This window comes from Streptomyces sp. NPDC091280, from assembly GCF_044768565.1.
Classification (GTDB): Bacteria; Actinomycetota; Actinomycetes; order Streptomycetales; family Streptomycetaceae; genus Streptomyces.
The window spans coordinates 1-18,162 of sequence record NZ_JBIVUZ010000010.1; the positions used below are offsets into that span (position 1 = coordinate 1).

At 71.8% G+C, this 18,162-nt stretch carries 15 protein-coding genes; 7 read left to right on the forward strand and 8 right to left on the reverse strand.

Features of this window, described 5'->3' with window-relative positions:
• The first annotated feature begins 159 nt into the window (after positions 1 to 159).
• Together ACIQPR_RS28570 and ACIQPR_RS28575 are read left to right on the forward strand one after the other, a co-directional pair.
• Positions 160 to 2,196 carry an NAD(+) synthase gene (locus ACIQPR_RS28570; RefSeq protein WP_403653980.1) on the forward strand — a complete coding sequence of 679 codons (2,037 nt, stop codon included), beginning with the start codon at positions 160 to 162 and terminating at the stop codon, positions 2,194 to 2,196.
• Between the two features lie 315 nt (positions 2,197 to 2,511).
• Positions 2,512 to 2,925: a peptidoglycan-binding protein gene (locus tag ACIQPR_RS28575; protein WP_403653982.1), complete on the forward strand. Its 414-nt coding sequence runs from the start codon at positions 2,512 to 2,514 to the stop codon at positions 2,923 to 2,925.
• A gap of 29 nt (positions 2,926 to 2,954) precedes the next feature.
• Here the strand turns inward: ACIQPR_RS28575 and ACIQPR_RS28580 are convergent, their stop codons facing one another.
• From ACIQPR_RS28580 to ACIQPR_RS28595, 4 genes are all read right to left on the reverse strand, one after another.
• A complete protein-coding gene (locus tag ACIQPR_RS28580; protein WP_403653985.1) occupies positions 2,955 to 4,169 on the reverse strand; it encodes an MFS transporter in 1,215 nt (404 codons plus the stop codon).
• 100 nt (positions 4,170 to 4,269) lie between these two features.
• Complete coding sequence (locus tag ACIQPR_RS28585; protein WP_403653988.1) at positions 4,270 to 5,322, reverse strand: endonuclease/exonuclease/phosphatase family protein; 1,053 nt, start codon at positions 5,320 to 5,322, stop codon at positions 4,270 to 4,272.
• A gap of 196 nt (positions 5,323 to 5,518) precedes the next feature.
• Positions 5,519 to 6,211 (reverse strand): TetR/AcrR family transcriptional regulator, encoded by a 693-nt coding sequence (locus ACIQPR_RS28590; protein WP_403653991.1) that lies wholly within the window; start codon positions 6,209 to 6,211, stop codon positions 5,519 to 5,521.
• Between the two features lie 53 nt (positions 6,212 to 6,264).
• Entirely contained in the window at positions 6,265 to 7,854 is a 1,590-nt protein-coding gene (locus tag ACIQPR_RS28595) for an MFS transporter (RefSeq protein WP_403653994.1), read from the reverse strand.
• Between the two features lie 190 nt (positions 7,855 to 8,044).
• On the opposite strand from ACIQPR_RS28595, the gene panB reads away from it, so the two are divergent.
• The 3 genes from panB (at position 8,045) to ACIQPR_RS28610 (ending at position 10,946) form a co-directional block, all read left to right on the forward strand.
• Positions 8,045 to 8,929, forward strand: coding sequence for a 3-methyl-2-oxobutanoate hydroxymethyltransferase (gene panB / locus ACIQPR_RS28600; protein ID WP_403653996.1), 885 nt, complete (start codon positions 8,045 to 8,047; stop codon positions 8,927 to 8,929).
• A gap of 179 nt (positions 8,930 to 9,108) precedes the next feature.
• Positions 9,109 to 10,128, forward strand: a complete 1,020-nt coding sequence (locus tag ACIQPR_RS28605) for an ATP-binding cassette domain-containing protein (RefSeq protein WP_403653999.1) — start codon at positions 9,109 to 9,111, stop codon at positions 10,126 to 10,128.
• On the forward strand, positions 10,125 to 10,946 hold the full coding sequence (locus ACIQPR_RS28610; protein ID WP_403654002.1) for an ABC transporter permease: 822 nt from the start codon (positions 10,125 to 10,127) through the stop codon (positions 10,944 to 10,946). The genes ACIQPR_RS28605 and ACIQPR_RS28610 overlap by 4 nt, the downstream gene beginning before the upstream one ends.
• A gap of 37 nt (positions 10,947 to 10,983) precedes the next feature.
• Here the strand turns inward: ACIQPR_RS28610 and ACIQPR_RS28615 are convergent, their stop codons facing one another.
• On the reverse strand, positions 10,984 to 14,289 hold the full coding sequence (locus ACIQPR_RS28615; protein WP_403654005.1) for an AfsR/SARP family transcriptional regulator: 3,306 nt from the start codon (positions 14,287 to 14,289) through the stop codon (positions 10,984 to 10,986).
• Between the two features lie 243 nt (positions 14,290 to 14,532).
• On the opposite strand from ACIQPR_RS28615, the gene ACIQPR_RS28620 reads away from it, so the two are divergent.
• Positions 14,533 to 15,303: a site-2 protease family protein gene (locus ACIQPR_RS28620; protein WP_403654008.1), complete on the forward strand. Its 771-nt coding sequence runs from the start codon at positions 14,533 to 14,535 to the stop codon at positions 15,301 to 15,303.
• A gap of 15 nt (positions 15,304 to 15,318) precedes the next feature.
• Here the strand turns inward: ACIQPR_RS28620 and ACIQPR_RS28625 are convergent, their stop codons facing one another.
• The 3 genes from ACIQPR_RS28625 to ACIQPR_RS28635 form a co-directional block, all read right to left on the reverse strand.
• Positions 15,319 to 15,483 (reverse strand): hypothetical protein, encoded by a 165-nt coding sequence (locus tag ACIQPR_RS28625; RefSeq protein ID WP_403654011.1) that lies wholly within the window; start codon positions 15,481 to 15,483, stop codon positions 15,319 to 15,321.
• Between the two features lie 71 nt (positions 15,484 to 15,554).
• Entirely contained in the window at positions 15,555 to 16,283 is a 729-nt protein-coding gene (npdG, locus tag ACIQPR_RS28630) for an NADPH-dependent F420 reductase (RefSeq protein ID WP_403654014.1), read from the reverse strand.
• 37 nt (positions 16,284 to 16,320) lie between these two features.
• A complete protein-coding gene (locus ACIQPR_RS28635) occupies positions 16,321 to 17,403 on the reverse strand; it encodes an exo-alpha-sialidase (protein ID WP_403654017.1) in 1,083 nt (360 codons plus the stop codon).
• 114 nt (positions 17,404 to 17,517) lie between these two features.
• On the opposite strand from ACIQPR_RS28635, the gene ACIQPR_RS28640 reads away from it, so the two are divergent.
• Positions 17,518 to 18,120 (forward strand): hypothetical protein, encoded by a 603-nt coding sequence (locus tag ACIQPR_RS28640; protein WP_403654020.1) that lies wholly within the window; start codon positions 17,518 to 17,520, stop codon positions 18,118 to 18,120.
• Positions 18,121 to 18,162 lie beyond the last annotated feature (42 nt).

Below are 18,162 nucleotides of genomic sequence, written 5' to 3' on the forward strand. Positions count from 1 at the left end.
GGGGCCCCCCGCCCCTGCGTCGCGGGGGGCGGGCCCCCCCCCCCCCGGCCCCCCCCCCCCGGGGGGGGCCGGGGGGGGGGGGTTTGTTGGGGGGGGGGGGGGGGGGGCCCCCCCCCCCCCGCCACCCCATCGCGTCTCACTGACGATTACAGTGGACCCGTGCCTCCACTGAACTTCTGGTCGATCTATCAGCACGGTTTCGCCCGTGTCGCCGCCTGCACGGGCCACACCGTGATCGCGGACCCGCACGCCAACGCCGAAGCGGTCCTGCGCCACGCCCGCCGCTGCGCCGAGGAGGGCGTCGCCGTCGCCGTCTTCGCGGAGATGGGGCTGTGCGGCTACTCCATCGAGGACCTGCTGCTCCAGGACGTCCTCCTGGACCAGGTCGAGGGGGCGCTCCAGGAGGTGGTCACCGGCTCGGCCGACCTCCTCCCGGTCCTGGTCGTCGGCGCCCCGCTGCGCCACCGCAACCGGATCTACAACTGCGCGGTGCTGGTGCACCGGGGCCGGATCCTGGGGGTCGTACCGAAGTCGTACCCGCCGAACTACCGCGAGTTCTACGAGCGCCGCCAGATCGCCGACGGCGCCGACGAGCGCGGCGGGTCGATCCGGGTCGGCGGGGCGGAAGTCCCGTTCGGCGTCGACCTGTTGTTCGCGGCCCACGACGTCCCCTCCCTCGTCCTGCACGCGGAGATCTGCGAGGACATGTGGGTGCCGGTGCCGCCGAGCGCCGAGGCCGCGCTCGCGGGCGCCACCGTCCTCGTCAACCTCTCCGGCAGCCCCATCACGGTCGGCCGCGCCGAGGACCGCAAGCTGCTGTGCCGCTCGGCGTCCGCGCGCTGCCTCGCCGCGTACGTCTACGCGGCGGCCGGCCTCGGCGAGTCGACGACGGACCTGTCCTGGGACGGGCAGGCGATGGTCTACGAGAACGGCGTGCTGCTCGCGGAGACCGACCGCTTCCCGCTCGGCGACGAGTACGCGGTGGCCGACATCGACCTGGACCTGCTGCGGCAGGAGCGGCAGCGGATGGGCACGTTCGACGACAACCGCCGTACGCACCGGGCCCGGACGGCGGACTTCCGTACGGTCGGCTTCGAACTCGCCCCGCCCTCCGGCGACTTGGGCCTGCGGCGCCGGCTGGAGCGCTTCCCCTTCGTGCCGGCCGACGCTGACCGGCTCGCGCAGGACTGCTACGAGGCGTACAACATCCAGGTCGAGGGCCTTCAGCAGCGGCTCGCGGCGATCGGCGGCCCGAAGGTGGTCATCGGGGTGTCGGGCGGCCTGGACTCGACGCACGCGCTGATCGTCGCCGCGCGGGCCATGGACCGGGCCGGGCGTCCGCGCAGCGACATCCTGGCCTGGACGCTGCCCGGCTTCGCGACCAGCGACCACACCAAGGACAACGCCCACGCGCTGATGCGGGCGATCGGCGTGACGGCGGCCGAGCTGGACATCACGCCGACCGCGCGCCTGATGCTGAGGGAGATGGGCCACCCCTTCGCCTCCGGCGAGCCGGTGTACGACGTCACCTTCGAGAACGTCCAGGCGGGCCTGCGCACGGACTACCTGTTCCGCCTCGCCAACCAGCGTGGCGGCATCGTGCTCGGCACGGGCGACCTCTCGGAACTGGCCCTGGGCTGGTCCACGTACGGCGTCGGCGACCAGATGAGCCACTACAACGTCAACTCCGGCGTCCCGAAGACCCTGATCCAGCACCTGATCCGCTGGGTGGTGAGCAGCGACCAGTTCGACGAGGAGACCGGCAAGATCCTCACCGCGATCCTCGACACGGAGATCAGCCCCGAGCTGGTGCCCGGCGAGGAGATGCAGTCGACGGAGTCGAAGATCGGCCCGTACGCCCTGCACGACTTCACGCTCTTCCACGTCCTGCGCCACGGCTTCCGCCCCTCGAAGATCGCGTTCCTGGCCTGGCACGCGTGGCACGACACGGAGGCGGGCGCCTGGCCGCCCGGCTTCCCGGAGGCGAAGCGGGTGGCGTACGAACTGCCGGAGATCCGGAGCTGGTTGGAGGTGTTCTGCCGACGCTTCTTCGGCTTCGCCCAGTTCAAGCGATCCGCCATGCCGAACGGCCCGAAGGTCTCGGCGGGAGGTTCGCTGTCACCCCGTGGAGACTGGCGAGCACCTTCGGACAGCTCGGCGACGGCTTGGCTGCGGGATCTGGCGCGGTTCGACTAGGGGCGTCCGCGAAGTCCGTCGGCGCGGAGAGCGGGCCTCGCGGCGTCCGGTGCGTGCGCTGGGTCCCCTCCGGCCGAAGGCTGGGGCAGCGCCGCCCGGAAGCCCTCGTACGGGCCGTACTTGGGCTTTCGAGGGTGCGGCGAGCGCGCGTGCCGGGCGTCGTGAGGCAGGCGGGACTGCGCGGACACGGCTCGGGCCGCGCCCGGGGGCCGGGCGGCAGGTTTTGTTCTCGGCTTACCGGTGTGGGGTTGGTTCATGGTGAGGAGGCGGGTGAAGGTGGTCGGCGATGTCCGTCCGCGCTCGGAACGAGGTCCGATGAGCCACACCCGCCTGCTCCGCCGTGCCACGGTGACCCTGACCGCGGTCGTCACCGTGGGGCTCGGTACGACGACGGCCCACGCGGACCCCGGTATCCCGGACATCGGCTACGGGCACGCCAACAACCCCGCGTCGGTCCGCTGTGTGCAGTTCTTCGTGAACAACTACCTCAACCTGCACCTGCTGGTGGACGGCAAGTTCGGCCCGCAGACCGAGTTGGGGGTGAAGAAGCTCCAGAAGTACTCCAACTACCACTGGGCCACCACCCAGTTGGCGGTCGACGGGATCTTCGGCAAGAACACGGGCGAGGTCGTGCTCAAGCACATCAAGCGGTACCCGTCGTCGATCGACTTCCGCAAGGCCAGCCAGTGCGGTCACCGGGTGCCTTCGTACGGCGTCATCCTCAACTGACGCCGTACGCAAGGGGGTTCGTCAGGCGGTCACGGCTGGAGAACGGCCGCCTGGTCGGGGACGTGGGCCGCGACCACGCGTTCGCGGCCGGGTACCGCCCGCCCCCGGTCCACCCTCCACGCCGTACCCGCGACTCCCAGCCCCAGCAGGGCCAGCAGCGCACCGGCCACCGCCGGTGACGTCGCGCCGAAGCCCGCTGCCAGGGCCAGGCCGCCGATCCAGGCGCCGCCCGCGTTGGCCAGGTTGAAGGCCGCCTGGTTCGCGGAGGAGGCGAGCGACGGGCCCGCGGAGGCCTTCTCCATCACCATGAGCTGGAGCGGGGAGCCCGTCACGAAGGCCGCGACGCCCAGCAGGACGACCGCGAGTGCCGCGCTCCACTCCGTGGTCATCAGGAGCGGGAACAGGGCCAGGACCGCGCCCAGGGAGACCAGCCCGCCGAACAGCGTGCCGCGCAGGGAGTGGTCCGCGAGCCGGCCGCCCACCAGGTTGCCGGCCGTGGCGCCGACGCCGAACAGGGCCAGCAGGAGCGTCACGCTGGCGTCGGCGAAGCCCGCCGCGTCGGTGAGCATCGGGGTGATGTAGCTGTAGGCGGCGAACAGCGCGCCGAAGCCGGCCACCGTCGTGCCGAGGGCCAGCCACACCGGGAGGGACTTCAGCGCCGCCAGCTCGCGGCGCAGGCCCACAGCCGGGGCGTGCGCGTGGTCGTGCGGGATCAGCAGGGCCAGCGACGCTATCGCCGCCAGGCCGATCGCGCTCACCGCGAGGAACGTGGCCCGCCAGCCCAGGTGCTGGCCCATGAGCGTGGCGGCGGGCACACCCACGACGTTGGCGACCGTGAGGCCCAGGAACATCAACGAGACGGAACGCGCCTTGCGTTCGGGCGCGACCAGCGTCGTGGCGACCACGGCCCCCACGCCGAAGAAGGCACCGTGCGGCAGGCCGCTCAGGAAGCGGGCGGCCAGCAGGTAGTCGTAGTCCGCGGCGAGGGCCGACAGGGCGTTGCCCGCCACGAACAGGGCCATCAGGCCGATCAGGACCGTACGGCGGGACAGCCGGGCGGTGACCGCCGCGAGCAGCGGGGCGCCGACGACGACCCCCAGCGCGTACGCCGAGACGAGGTGTCCCGCCGTGGGGATGGAGACGTGGAGGTCGTCCGCGACCTCGGGCAGCAGGCCCATGATCACGAATTCGGTGGTGCCGATACCAAAAGCGCCGACGGCCAGAGCGAGCAGGGCCAGGGGCATGGAGGTGCCTGTGCCTTTCGGGGAGAGAGCGGTGTTCCGTACGGGACGAACTTAAGTTCAGTCACGGAACAAAGACTCCCCGACGCTCTATTCCACGAGGTTAAGAGCTCGTGTCGAGGTTCACACGGGCGGCGATCGGGAGATGGTCGCTGCCGGTCCTCGGGAGGGTCCACGACGTGACCGGTTCCACACCCTGGACCATGATCTGGTCGATCCGCGCCATCGGGAACGAGGCCGGCCAGCTGAACCCGAAGCCGTCGCCCGCCGCGCCCTGCGTGGAGCGCATCTGGGAGGTGACGGCGTTCAGCGAGCGGTCGTTCATGGTGCCGTTGAGGTCGCCGAGGAGGATCTTCCGCTTCAGCGGCTCGGCGGCGATGGCCTCACCGAGCGCGTCCGCGCTCTTGTCGCGCTGCCGGGCGGTGAAACCGGCCTCGATCTTCACCCGCACCGAGGGGAGATGAGCGACGTAGACCGCGATCCGGCCCTCGGGGGTGGTGACGGTGGCGCGCATCGCGCGGGTCCAGCCGAGTTTGATGTCGACGGCCTGGACGCCGGTCATCGGGTCCTTGCTCCACAGGCCGACCGTGCCCTCGACCGCGTGGTACTTGTACGTCGACGCGAGCGCCTTCGCGTACGTCGGGACCGCCGAGGCCGTCAGCTCCTCCAGGGCCACCACGTCCGCGCCGGAGGCCGCCACGTCACGGGCCGTACCGGCGGGGTCGGGGTTGTCGGCGTTGACGTTGTGCGTGGCCACCGTGAAATCGCCGCCGGTGCCGGTCTTGTCGGTGAGCAGCAGCCCGCCGAAGAGGTTCAGCCAGACGACCGCCGGGAGCACGACCGCGATCAGCGCGGTCGCCGACTTGCGGACCAGGGCGAGGACGAGCAGCAGCGGGATCGCGATCCCGAACCACGGCAGGAAGGTCTCCGTGAGGCTGCCGAGGTTGCCGATCCGGTTCGGGATGTGCGAGTGCAGCAGCATCACGAGGGCCAGGACGACCGCCAGCGCGGCCAGGATCAGCCCGCGGCGCCAGGTCCTCCCGTCGCCCCGCCAGCCGTCGAACAGTCTGTTCCGCAGGCGCCGAAGTCGGTTTCCGTGCGGCTGGTCCCCCGAGCCGCCGTCGTCCGTCTCCGCCACATACGCCTGCTGTGCCATACCGTCGCCTCACTACCTGCCGTGCACACCATCGTCCCCGCGCCTACGACCCTAGGGGATGATCGGTTCCGATCCGCCGTCCCATGACGGCCGTACTGGCACGAGGACGAACAAGTCACCGCCGAGGGTTCCGAATCCCGGTCCGCGGGCCCCCTTTGTGACGAGACGCGCACATTCGGGCGCGGCCCCGAACGGCCTAGGAAACAGCCGGGGAAGCGGTCGGGGAAGCAGGCGGGCGCAGGGCCGCCAGCAGGGTGTCCACGAGGAGTTCGGACAGTCCCTCGGGGAGGTCGGCGTCGGCGCGCATGACGGTGCGCAGGAGCATCGGGCCGACCAGCATGTCGTTCATCAGGTCGACGTCGAGGTCGGTGCGGAGTTCACCGCTCTCCTGGCCGCGCCGCAGCAGTTCGACCTGTCTGCGGCGGCGGGGCTCAACGACGGTCGTGTGGTACGCGTCCCAGACCTTCGGGGCGCTCTTCATCTGCGCGTACACGTTGTGCAGGAGGGCCGAGGAACGGGTCATCAGGCCGCGCTGGCGCAGCTGTTCCATCATCGCGACGAGGTCGTCGCGCAGGGAGGTGCCGGGCAGTTCGGGGTCGTCGGGCTCGGCCTCGCGGACGACGTCGACGAAGAGTTCCTCCTTGCCCGGCCAGCGGCGGTAGATGGTGGCCTTGCCGACACCGGCGGTGCGGGCGATGCGCTCGATGGAGAGTTCGGCCAGCGGCACGCCGTCCTCCAGGAGCTTCATCACGCCCTCCGTGATGGCACGTTCGACGGCCTCGCTGCGCGGGCGCCCCCTGGTGGGGACACCCGGCTGGGTCCCGCTGTCGGTACCGGTCCCGGTGCCGCTGTCCGTGCCGTGGTCGGTGCCGTGGTCGGCAAGGCTCACTTCACTCCGTCCCATCGCCGTCGCCCCGTTCGCGTCTGTGCCGATTGTCGCGGCTATTCGCCCACTACGGCCAACTCCTGCTCCTCCTTGCCCTCCTGACGGGCCGTCGGCTTCCCGGGCAGGAAGAGGAACGCGACCACCGCGCCGACGACCGCGACGCCCGTGCCGCACAGGGCGGTGACGTGCATGGCGTGCAGGAAGGCGTCGTTGGCCGGGGTGACCAGGGCCCTGCCCTGCGGGCCGAGCTTGGCGGCGACGCCGAGGGTGGCCTCGATGGACTCGCCGGCCGTGTCGCGCAGGGCGGCCGGCACCGAGCCGAGCTTGCCCTCGATGCCGTTGCGGTACGCGGTGGACAGCACCGAGCCGAGCACGGCGATGCCGAGCGCGCCGCCGACCTGGCGGAAGGTGTTGCTCAGCGCGGACGCGGAGCCCGCCTTCTCGCGCGGCAGGGCCTGCATGATGACGACGCTGGTCGGGGTCATCACGTGGGCCATGCCGGTGCCCATGAGGAAGAAGATGACCTCCAGGACCCAGATCGGCGTGTCCGCGTCGAGGGTGGCGAAGGCGGCGAGCATCCCGGCGAGCAGCAGCAGGCCGACACCGGTCGTGATCCTGTTCCCGAAGCGGTCCACGACCAGCCGGGCGCGCGGCGCGAAGATCATCTGCGCGGCGGCCAGCGGCAGCATCAGCAGACCGGTCTGGAGCGGCGAGTAGCCGCGCACGCTCTGGGTGTAGAAGACCGAGAAGAAGGTCACGCCCATCAGCGCGAAGAAGACCAGCGCGATGGCGGCGATGGCGGCCGAGAACACCTTGTTCTTGAAGTACGTGACGTCGATGGACGGGTGGTCGCTGCGCTTCTCGAACCACACGAACCCGGCGAGCACCACGACCCCGGCGATGATCGTCGCCAGCACCTTGGGCGCGGTGAAGTCGGCCAGTTCGCCGCCCTCGATGATGCCGTAGACCAGCAGGACGAGGCCGACGACGGACAGGATCACGCCGACCGGGTCGAGGCGGCCGGGCCGGGGGTCGCGGGAGTCGGGGACCAGCCAGATCATCAGGGCGAGCGCGACGATCACGATCGGCACGTTGATCAGGAAGACCGAGCCCCACCAGAAGTGGTCGAGGAGCACACCGCCGGTGATCGGGCCGATGGCGATGGCGAGGCCGACGCCGCCGGCCCAGATGCCGATGGCCTTGGGCTGCTCGTCGCGCTCGAAGACGTTCATGAGGACGGCGAGGGTGGCGGGCATCACGAAGGCGGCGCCGAGGGCCATCAGGGCCCGGTAGCCGATGAGCTGGCCCGGGGAGCCGGACTCGGCGGCCAGCGCGGAGCCGATGCCGAACACGAGGAGCCCGCCGAGCAGGGTCTTCTTGCGGCCGAGCCGGTCACCGAGGAGGCCCGCGGTGAAGAGCAGGCCGGCGAAGACGAGGGTGTAGGCGTTGATCGCCCACTCCAGCTCGCTCTGTGTCGCGCCCAGGCCGGTGGGGGCCGGGGTGGAGATGGTCTTGATGGCGACGTTGAGGATCGAGTTGTCGAGCACCACGATCAGCAGGCTCAGCATCAGCACGCCGAGGATGGCCCAGCGGCGACGGTGCACCGCTTCGGGTATCCGGGTGGCCGGAACGGGTGGAGTGGTCATGGCTCAAAGCGTAGGGACCGCTCGGCGAATTTCGATACGAGACCGTGCCGTATCGTAAATATTTTACTCAGACCTTACGTCGGTCGACGTGACGGGGGTCCCTCTGGTCCTCAGTGGCACGAGGTGCCACCATGGAGGGGATCCGGGGACACCGTGAGGGTGCTTCGAGATGACTGAAGGAGCCGTTGCCATGACGCAGCTTTCGGCTGCCCAGACCGGCCAGGCCGGGAAGACCAGTTCCTCCGACGGCAGCAAGGCGCTGTACGGAGGCAAGGGCACACGCCGTATCACCGTTCGCGACATCGCTCTCGCCAAGGAACGCGGCGAGAAGTGGCCCATGCTCACCGCCTACGACGCGATGACCGCGTCCGTCTTCGACGAGGCCGGGATCCCGGTCATGCTCGTCGGCGACTCGGCGGGCAACTGCCACCTCGGGTACGAGTCGACCGTACCCGTCACTCTGGACGAGATGACCATGCTGTCCGCCGCGGTCGTACGCGGGACGCGGCGCGCGCTCATCGTCGGCGACCTGCCCTTCGGGTCCTACCAGGAGGGTCCGGTGCAGGCGCTGCGCTCGGCGACCCGGCTGGTGAAGGAGGCCGGGGTCGGGGCGGTGAAGCTGGAGGGCGGCGAGCGCTCGCACGAACAGATCCGGCTCCTCGTCGAGTCCGGAATTCCGGTGATGGCGCACATCGGACTCACCCCGCAGTCCGTGAACGCGATGGGGTACCGCGTGCAGGGCCGCGGCGAGGAGGCCGCCCAGCAGTTGCTGCGGGACGCGAAGTCCGTGCAGGACGCGGGGGCGTTCGCCGTGGTCCTCGAACTGGTGCCGGCGGAGCTGGCCGCCGAGGTGACCCGGGTGCTGCACATCCCCACCGTCGGGATCGGCGCCGGGGCCGAGACCGACGCCCAAGTCCTGGTGTGGACCGACATGTTGGGGCTGACCGGCGGCCGGGTGCCCAAGTTCGTGAAGCAGTACGCCGATCTGCGCGAGGTCATGGGCAACGCGGCGAAGGCGTTCGCGCAGGACGTGGTCGGCGGGACGTTCCCGCTGGAGGAACACTCCGTCCACTGACCCCTTCAGAGCCACTGCGGCACCATGGCAGCCCGCCGAACTTCCCCCGTCGGCGGGCTGCCTCTTTGCCGCCCCCGGCCAGGGCCCGTACACCGGGTGTCGGCCGGCTGTCGGTGGCTGTAGGCGGCTGTCGGTGGGATGTCGGTGTTCTGTCGGCGGGCCCTGGCACTGTCATCGGCATGACGCGAATCGACAACATTCCCAGCGGCACGGCGGTCACCGTGCGGGGGCTGGTCAAGCACTACGGCGAGACCAAGGCGCTGGACGGCGTCGACCTGGACGTCCGGGAGGGCACCGTGATGGGTGTGCTCGGACCGAACGGTGCCGGCAAGACCACCCTCGTACGCATCCTGTCCACGCTGCTCGCTCCGACCTCCGGCGAGGCCACCGTCGCCGGCTACGACGTCCTGCGCCAGCCCCGCCAACTGCGCCGGGTGATAGGCCTCACCGGCCAGTACGCCTCCGTGGACGAGAAGCTCCCCGGCTGGGAGAACCTCTACATGATCGGGCGGCTGCTCGACCTCTCCCGCAAGGACTCCCGGGCCCGCGCCGACGAACTGCTGGAGCGGTTCTCGCTGACGGACGCCGCCAGGCGGCCCGCGAGCACCTACTCCGGCGGGATGCGGCGCCGCCTCGACCTGGCCGCCTCGATGATCGGGCACCCGCAGGTGCTGTTCCTCGACGAGCCGACCACCGGCCTCGACCCGCGCACCCGCATGGAGGTGTGGGACGAGGTGCGGTCCATGGTCGGCGGCGGGGTGACCGTGCTGCTCACCACGCAGTACATGGAGGAGGCCGAGGCGCTCGCCTCCGAGCTGACCGTGGTGGACCACGGCAAGGTCATCGCGAACGGCGGGATCGACGAGCTGAAGGCGAAGGTCGGCGGCCGGGCGCTGCGCATCCGGCCGACCGACCCGCTGCAACTGCGGCCCCTGGCCCACGCGTTGGACGAGCTGGGCATCACCGGACTCGCCACCGTCACGGTCGACGTGGAGAACGGCACGGTCCTGGTGCCGATCCTCAGCGACGAGCAACTGACCGCCGTGGTCGGCGCGGTGAGCGCCCGCGGCCTCACCATCGCCTCCATCACCACCGAACTGCCCAGCCTGGACGAGGTGTTCCTGTCGCTGACCGGTCACCGCGCCAGTGCCCCGCAGGACTCCGTGCCCACCACCGACCGCGAGGAGGTCGCCGTATGAGCGCCGTCGCCGTGAACCCCGGCGCGGTCGCGTCGGACCCCCGTATCCCGCTGCGCAACCATCTGCGCCACACCGGCGCGCTGATCCGCCGCAACCTGCTGTGGATCCGGCAGGACCCGGAGTCGATGTTCGACGCCATCCTGTTCCCGGTCATCTTCACGCTGCTGTTCGTGTACGTCTTCGGCGGCTCGATCGGGCAGTCGCTGGGCGGCGGGCAGGAGGCGTACGTGCAGTACGTCGTGCCCGGTCTGCTCGCCATGATGGGCATGAACATGGCCCAGGGCGTGGGCACCGGCTTCAACACCGACTTCCACACCGGGGTCATGGACCGGTTCCGGTCGCTGCCCATCGGACGCGGCTCGGTGCTGATCGCCAAGATCGTGGTCGAGATCATGCGCATGCTGGTCGCGTGCGCCGTACTGATGGTCGTCGGCGTCCTCGTCGGCTTCCACATCCACCACTGGGTCGGCATGTTCGCCGCGATCGGACTGTCCGCGGTGTTCGGCTCGGCCCTGATGTGGGTGTTCATCACCCTCGGCGTGACCATGAAGAGCGCGCAGTCCGTGCAGGCCATGGGCTTCCTGTTCCTGATGCCGCTCCAGTTCGGCTCGTCGATCTTCGCCCCGACCGGCTCGATGCCGGGCTGGCTGCGGAACTTCACCGACTACAACCCGCTGTCCTCGCTGGCCGACGCGGCCCGCGGGCTGATGGTGGGCGGTCCGGTCGCCCACGGCGTGTGGCTGACGCTGGCCTGGTCGGTGGGGCTCACCGCGGTGATGGCGCCGATCGCGATCCACAAGTTCCGCACCAAGACCTGACCGGGCCGGGCGTCCGGTGCCACCGGTCCGCGTCGGCTCACACCAGGGCGGCGGCCTCCTTCGCGGAGAGGCCGCCGCCTTCGGCGTACCCGGCCGCGCACGTCTCGTAGGCCGCGTCGCCGAGCATGGCGCGCGCGTGCTCCTCGGCCTGGCGGTAGACCTCGCGTTCCATGTAGGTCGGGACGTGTCCGGACGGCAGCAGCGCCCGCGCCGCGACCAGACAGCGCACGCCGTCCCTGGCCCGGCCGCCGCCGTCGAACTCGGTGAGGGCGAGCGCGGCGATCCCCAGGTACAGCGAGGTCATGTGCGGGGCGATGGCCTCGGACAGCGGGTCGCCGGCCCGCTCCAGCGCCTTGCGGATCTTCTCCAGGGACCGGGCGTAGTCCCCGTCGAGCGCCTCCACCCAGGCCTCCGAGCCGAGGATGAACGCGTCGAAGACGATGAAGTGCGCGATGTGGAACTCCTCGCGCAGCAGGCGCAGTTCCTCGCGTGCCTCGACGATCCGGCCGGATGTGGCGAGGCGGCTCGCGAGGAACATCCGGGCGGCGGGCATCGCCTCGCTGCCCACGCCGTGCGGCCGGTCGATGACCTCGCGCAGGATGCGCTCGCCGCGCTCGTACTCCCCGTCCTCGACGAGCACGCTGCCGAGCCGGGCACCGAGTACGGCCGTCTGGCCGTGGGCGCCGAGCCGTTCGGCGTGTTCGATCGCGGCCTGGTAGTCGGCGGCGGCCAGCTGGTACTCGCCGATGCGCTCACGGGCCTCGGCGCGGGCGGAGAGCGCCTCGGCGACGCCCCAGGTGTCGCCGATACGGCGGAAGATCTCCAGCGACTCGTCGGCGTCCCGGGCCGCGTCGCCCGCCCAGTCGGTGCGGTTGGCGAGCATGTTGGCGCGCATCTGGAGGGTGGTGGCGAGCTCCCACTCCATACCGGGGGTGGTCCGGCAGGTGCGGACGTCGGCGTCGAGGATCTCGGGCAGCCGCTCCACGCTGCCGCTGAGCATCACGGCGAAGAACCAGAACATGCCGGGCGTACGGCAGGTCTGCGGCAGCCCCGGTTCGTAGACCTGCGCGATGAGGCGCAGTTTCTCCTTCGCGGCCGGTGCCTCCCAGGCGTCCAACTCGGTGTCCATGCAGGCCAGATGGGCGAGGTGGAGGCCGCGCCGGGCCTCGGCGAGGAGTTCTCCGGTGAGCGGGGGCGGGACGTCGGTGCAGCGCTGCCAGACCGGGGCGGCGCGCCGGACCGGGGCGGCGAAGGGGTCGGGGCCCAGGGCCATGACCTCGACGCACCAGTTGCGGGCCTCGATACGGACGTCGCGCATCTGCCAATACCAGATCAGCGACAGGACCAGGCAGAGGGCCTCCTGCTCGTCGCGCTCGGCGACGGCGTGCCGCAGGGCGGTGCGGAGGTTCTCGTACTCGCGCTCCAGCCGTTCCACGGCGGCGAGTTGGTCGGGGCCGCGCAGCAACGGGTCGGTGGTGCGGGCGAGTTCGCGGTAGTAGGTGAGATGGGCGCGCTCGGCGGCGGGGCGGCGGCCGGACTCGGCGAGCCGTTCGCCCGCGTACTCGGCGACGGTCTCCAGCAGCCGGTAGCGCATCTCGCCCTCGCCCGAAGGGGCCGCCACGACAAGGGACTTGTCGACGAGGGAGCCGAGCGTCTCGAAGGCGACCGGTCCGCACACGGCCTCGGCGGCGGCGAGGTCGCAGCCGCCGGCGAACACGGACAAGGTGCTCAGCACATCCCGTTCTGCCGCGTCCAGCAGGTCCCAGGACCAGTCGACGACGGCGCGCAGGGTCTGCTGGCGGGGCAGCAGCGTACGGCTGCCCGAAGTGAGCAGCCGGAAGCGGTCGTCGAGCCGGTCCGCGATCTGACGCGGCGTCAGCATCCTGAGCCGGGCCGCCGCCAGCTCGATCGCGAGGGGCATGCCGTCGAGCCGCCGGCAGATCTCGGCGCAGGCCTCGATGTCGGCCTCGACCGCGAACCCCGGCCGGGCCGCCGCGCCCCGCTCGGCGAGCAGCCGTAGCGCGACGGGGTCGGGGAGGGGCTCCACCGGGCGCAGCAACTCCCCCGGTACGCCCAGGGGTTCACGGCTGGTGGCGAGCACGGTGAGGTCGGGGCAGCGCTCCAGCAGGGCTTCCACGAGGCGGGCGGCGGCGTCCACGACGTGCTCGCAGTTGTCGAGGACGATCAGCATCCGGCGCCGCCCGCAGTGCTCGGCGAGCCGCTCCACCGGGTCGTCGTGCCGGTCTCCCCCGGCCGCCCGGATCGCCTCGGCACCGGCGCCGTACATCACGGTCTCGCGCGCCCCGAGGGCGGTGAGCACGGCCTCCGGTACGGCCTCGGGATCGTCGACGGGCGCGAGTTCGGCCAGCCACACCCCGTCCCGTGCCGCGTCCCCGGCCCCTTCGGCGGCCTCCTGGGACAGCCGGGTCTTCCCGGCCCCGCCCGGTCCGAGCAGGGTCACCAGCCGGGCGGCGAGGAGATCGGCCCGGATGACGTCGATGTCGGCCTCCCTGCCGACGAAGGAGGTGAGCCGGGCGCGGAGGTTGCCGGGCGGCGGCGCGGAGTCATCGCTCGCGGTGGGCGCCGAAACGGTCCGCGCACCGCGCTCCCCGTCCGCCGACCGCAGCAACTCCCCGTGCAGCGACCGCAGTTCGGGCCCCGGATCGGAGCCGAGCCGGTCCGCGAGGAGTCGTCGTACGACCTCGTAGGCGGCCAGGGCCTCCGCTGTGCGGCCGGAGGCGCGCAGGGCCTGGAGGCGGAGGGACTGGAGGGGTTCGTCGAGGGGGTGGGTGTCGCACAGGGCGGTCAGTTCGGGCAGGGCGGTGTCCGCCTCACCGAGGGCCAGGGCCGCTGTCAGGCGGGCGCGGCGGGCGTCCAGGTGGCGGGTCTCCCAGCGGGCCGCCTCCGCCGTGCGGTCGGGAAGGTCCGCGAGGGCCGGGCCGGTCCACAGGGCCAGCGCGTCGTCCAGGGCCTCGGCCGCCTTGGCCGGGTTGCCGTCGGCCAGCGCCCGCAGGCCCTCGCCGGTCAGCCGCTCGAACCGGTGCAGGTCGATGTCGTCGGCGGCGACGGCCAGCCGGTAGCCGCTCTCCGTGGAACCGACCGCGTCCGCGCCGAGCGCCCGGCGCAACCTGCCCACCAGGGCCTGGAGCGCGCCCGGCGCGTCGGCGGGCGGGTCGCCGGCCCACACCTCGTCCACCAGGAAGCTCGCGGGCACGGCCTTGCCGGGCCGCAGGGCGAGCACGGTGAGCAGGGCGCGCAGCCGCGCCCCGCCGACCGGGACGGGCGTGCCGTCGGGGCGGAGTGCCTGGGTGGTGCCGAGGATGCGATAGCGCACGGGGTCCATTGTCTCCGGTGGCGACGGAAGCGGTCACGGGATTGGGGCGGCGCGGCGGCGGGCACGCCGTACGGGAGCCGCCGCCCTGAGGAAGGGGGCAGGGGGCAGGGGGTTACGGGGGCGCGGATCGCGTGCCAGAGTCCCATGCGCCCACCTTCCCCGGAACCGGTGGCCGCCCGCGAGACGTTTTCCCCTTGTGCCCGGTACCGTCGGGCTTCGCGTTCCACCGACCCCAGCAGGGAGCCCGCCCCCATGACCGCCACCACCACCCGCCCGAGCGACCGGCGGATCAGCCCCGTCTTCGTCGGGATCCTGGCCGTGACGGCGGTGACCGGCTGGGCCACCTGGTCCGGGTTCGCCGAGAAGCCGGGCATCGCCGTGTTCCTGTTCGTGACGGCGGCCTGGATCGTCTCCCTGTGCCTGCACGAGTACGCGCACGCGCGCACCGCGCTGCACAGCGGTGACATCTCGATCGGCGGGAAGGGCTATCTGACGCTGAACCCGCTGAAGTACACGCACGCCCTGCTCAGCATCGTGCTCCCGGTGATCTTCGTCATCATGGGCGGCATCGGGCTGCCGGGCGGCGCGGTCTTCATCGAGCGGGGCCGCATCCACGGCCGCTGGAAGCACAGCCTGATCTCGGCCGCGGGCCCGCTGACGAACGTGCTGTTCGCGGCGGTCTGCACGGCCCCGTTCTGGCTGCACTCCCTCGACGGCGTGCCGGCCGACTTCCAGTACGCGCTGGCCTTCCTGGCGCTGCTCCAGGTGACCGCGGCGATCCTGAACTTCCTGCCGGTGCCCGGACTGGACGGCTACGGCGTGATCGAGCCCTGGCTGTCGAGGGACATCAAGCGGCAGGTGGAGCCGTTCGCGCCGTTCGGCCTGCTGTTCGTGTTCGCGCTGCTGTGGGTGCCGTCGATCAACCGCGAGTTCTTCGACCTGATCGACGCGATCCTGCGGGGGCTGGGCGTGAGCGACTGGGAGACGTCGAACGGCTACAGCCTCTACCAGTTCTGGCGCTAGCGGCAGGACAGGTTCTCAGGCCGCGCGTCCGCGCTTGAAGTAGTACCAGCACATGTTGGACGAGAGGCCGGCCAGCAGGACCCACACGACGCCGATCCAGCTGCCCTCCACGAAGGAGACGACCGCCGCCGCCACGGCGAGCAGGCAGACGACGAGGGCGTAGAGGGCGAGGCGGGGCATGGGATCGGCTCCTGTCGGCGGAACGAGGGGGACGCTGCTGCGGTCGGTCGCCTCCAGTGTCCCCCACCCGCTCAGACGTCGGTGACGCGCAGTCCCGCGTGCGCCTTGTAGCGCCGGTTCACGGAGATCAGGTTCGCGACCAGGGACTCCACCTGGTGCGCGTTGCGCAGCCGACCGGCGAAGACTCCGCGCATGCCGGGGATCCGGCCGGCCAGCGCCTGCACGATCTCGACGTCGGCGCGCTCCTCGCCCAGCACCATCACGTCCGTGTCGATCTCGGCGATCTCGGTGTCCATGAGCAGCACGGCCGAGAGGTGGTGGAAGGCGGCGGCGACCCGGGATTCCGGCAGCAGGGCGGCGGCCTGTTCGGCGGCGCTGCCCTCCTCCGGCTTCAGCGCGTAGGCGCCCTTCTTGTCGAAGCCGAGCGGGTTGACGCAGTCGACGACGAGCTTGCCCGCCAGTTCCTCGCGCAGCGACTCCAGGGTCTTGCCGTGGCCGTCCCAGGGCACGGCGACGATCACGATGTCGCTGCGGCGCGCGGTCTCGGCGTTGTCGGCGCCCTCGACCCCGTGGCCGAGTTCCTCGGCGGCGGCCTGCGCGCGGTCGGCGGCACGGGAGCCGATGATCACCTTCTGGCCGGCCTTGGCGAGCCGGTAGGCGAGGCCCTTGCCCTGCGGCCCGGTCCCGCCGAGCACGCCGACGACCAGCCCGGAGACGTCGGGGAGGTCCCAGGGGTCCTTGGCGGGGGCCTTCGCCGGGGGCGTCGCGGGGCTCTGTGCAGCACTGTCGGTAGAGGTCATGGGCCGACTTTACGTCCGCCCCGGCGCCCGGACCGGCTCAGGTGAGGTCCGTCACGGGCACCCGCCGGAACGTGATCGTCTCGTACGCCCCGAAGTCCCCGGTCTCGTAGAGGAGTCCGAGGGTGTCGTCGTCGACGCGGACGAGGTCGGAGTAGGCGGCGGGCAGGCCGTCGACGGTGAACACCGGGCGCCAGGTGGTGCCGCCGTCGGCCGAGGCGCGCAGGGTCAGCAGGGCGCGGGCGGCCGGGTCGCCGGGGCCGGAGTACAACAGCACGTCGGGGTCGCGGAGTTGGAGGACGCTGGCCTCGCAGACGGGCGCGGCGAGCCCGGCCTGCGGGCGGAACGGCTTGACGAGGGTGCGCCCGCCGTCCGCGGAGTGGGCGTCGGCGCGGTTGCCGGGGGACGGTGAGTCGTTGCGGGTGTTGAAGTAGACGCGCCCGTCCGGGAGTTCGGCGGCGGTGGTCTCGTTGCAGTTGATGTAGCCGTCGGTGTTCTCGTCGACGTAGCCGAGGTACCAGCTCTCGCCGCGGTCGTCGCTGAGCAGGCAGTGGCCGCTGTTGTACTTGGCCTCGTTGCCGACGTCGGTGCCGGTGGGCGGGAGCGTGTGGTTGCCGGGGACGACCACGCGGCCGGTGCTCAGCTGGATCGCGTGCCCGGGGGTGGTGGCGTACCAGCGCCACTCGGGCTTCTTGACCTGCTCGGTGATCTCCTCGGGGGTGGACCAGGTGACGCCGTCGTCGTCGCTGTGGCTGACCCAGACCCGGCGTCCGTCGGCGGCCTTCACCTTGCCGCGCAGGATGGCGTCCTCACTGGCGGAGGCGGCGGAGCGGACGTGGACGAGGAGGACGCGGCCGGTGTCGAGGACGACGGGGGCCGGGTTGCCCGCGAGGTCGGTGCCGTTGTCGGCGGCGACGGTGAGCGGGTCCCAGGTGCGCCCGCCGTCCGTGGAGCGGCGCAGCACGATGTCGATGTGGCCGTAGTCGCTCGCGGAGGCGACCCGGCCCTCGCAGAAGGCGAGGAGGGTGCCGGCGCGGGAGACCACGACGGCCGGGATCCGGTAGCTCGCGTAGCCCCCCTGGCCCGCGGTGAACGGAACGCTGACGTCTGCGGTGTCCGTCATGGACGACTCCTCATGACTCCTGGTGCGGCTGATGAGCCCGCACCATCCCCAAGTCGGGCGAATTCGTGGTGAACTCCACGTCACGAGTGGCCGGTTGCGGCAGGATGCGCGGACATGGACGCCGTACGGGTCGCGCTGCTTCGTGAAGTGCTCGCCGGGACCGAGTGGTTGGGGGCCACCCGGCGGTTCGCCGGGGTGCTGCGCGGTTCCGTGGTGGCGCACGGGGGCGGGCTGCTGCTGGTGGGCACGCCCGCGTACGAGCCGTGGCATCTCGCGGCGCATCTGGTCGACGAGGCCGCCTGGTCGGGCACGCCCGAACTGGCCCCGACTCTCGTCCGGCACGCCGCGCGGCCCGGTGACCCGGCCCATCTGGCCGTCGGGCTCGGCCGGATCGAGGCGGCCCGGCGCGGCGAGACACTGCTCGTGGTGTCGCCGGAGGGGCCGGTCGATCCGCTCCTGGAACGGGTGCACGACGCCCGCCGGGCCGGTGCGACCGTCCTCTCGCTGGGCTCCGGGGACCGCGAACTGGCGTCCCTGGCCCACGAGTCGCTCGCCGTGCCGGAGGGCACGGACCTCGATCTGGACACCGTGCAGCATCTGGTGAGCGCGGCGGCCGGGGAGAACGTGCTGCCCGCGGCGCGGGGGCGGCGGCGGTTGCGGGACCGGCTCTCCCGTCTCACCGACCAGTTGACGGCGCCCCCGCCCGCCCGCTGGTAGCGCGCAAAAGCAGTTGCCCGCGGCGACTCCCCGTCCAACGAT

Coding starts and splice junctions, on each gene's coding strand:
- ACIQPR_RS28575 (WP_403653982.1), top strand. CDS start 2,512: ATGAGCCACACCCGCCTGCTCCGCCGTGCCACGGTGACCCTGACCGCG.
- ACIQPR_RS28580 (WP_403653985.1), bottom strand. CDS start 4,169: ATGCCCCTGGCCCTGCTCGCTCTGGCCGTCGGCGCTTTTGGTATCGGC.
- ACIQPR_RS28585 (WP_403653988.1), bottom strand. CDS start 5,322: ATGGCACAGCAGGCGTATGTGGCGGAGACGGACGACGGCGGCTCGGGG.
- ACIQPR_RS28595 (WP_403653994.1), bottom strand. CDS start 7,854: ATGACCACTCCACCCGTTCCGGCCACCCGGATACCCGAAGCGGTGCAC.
- panB (WP_403653996.1), top strand. CDS start 8,045: ATGACGCAGCTTTCGGCTGCCCAGACCGGCCAGGCCGGGAAGACCAGT.
- ACIQPR_RS28605 (WP_403653999.1), top strand. CDS start 9,109: ATGACGCGAATCGACAACATTCCCAGCGGCACGGCGGTCACCGTGCGG.
- ACIQPR_RS28610 (WP_403654002.1), top strand. CDS start 10,125: ATGAGCGCCGTCGCCGTGAACCCCGGCGCGGTCGCGTCGGACCCCCGT.
- ACIQPR_RS28615 (WP_403654005.1), bottom strand. CDS start 14,289: ATGGACCCCGTGCGCTATCGCATCCTCGGCACCACCCAGGCACTCCGC.
- ACIQPR_RS28620 (WP_403654008.1), top strand. CDS start 14,533: ATGACCGCCACCACCACCCGCCCGAGCGACCGGCGGATCAGCCCCGTC.
- ACIQPR_RS28625 (WP_403654011.1), bottom strand. CDS start 15,483: ATGCCCCGCCTCGCCCTCTACGCCCTCGTCGTCTGCCTGCTCGCCGTG.
- npdG (WP_403654014.1), bottom strand. CDS start 16,283: ATGACCTCTACCGACAGTGCTGCACAGAGCCCCGCGACGCCCCCGGCG.
- ACIQPR_RS28635 (WP_403654017.1), bottom strand. CDS start 17,403: ATGACGGACACCGCAGACGTCAGCGTTCCGTTCACCGCGGGCCAGGGG.
- ACIQPR_RS28640 (WP_403654020.1), top strand. CDS start 17,518: ATGGACGCCGTACGGGTCGCGCTGCTTCGTGAAGTGCTCGCCGGGACC.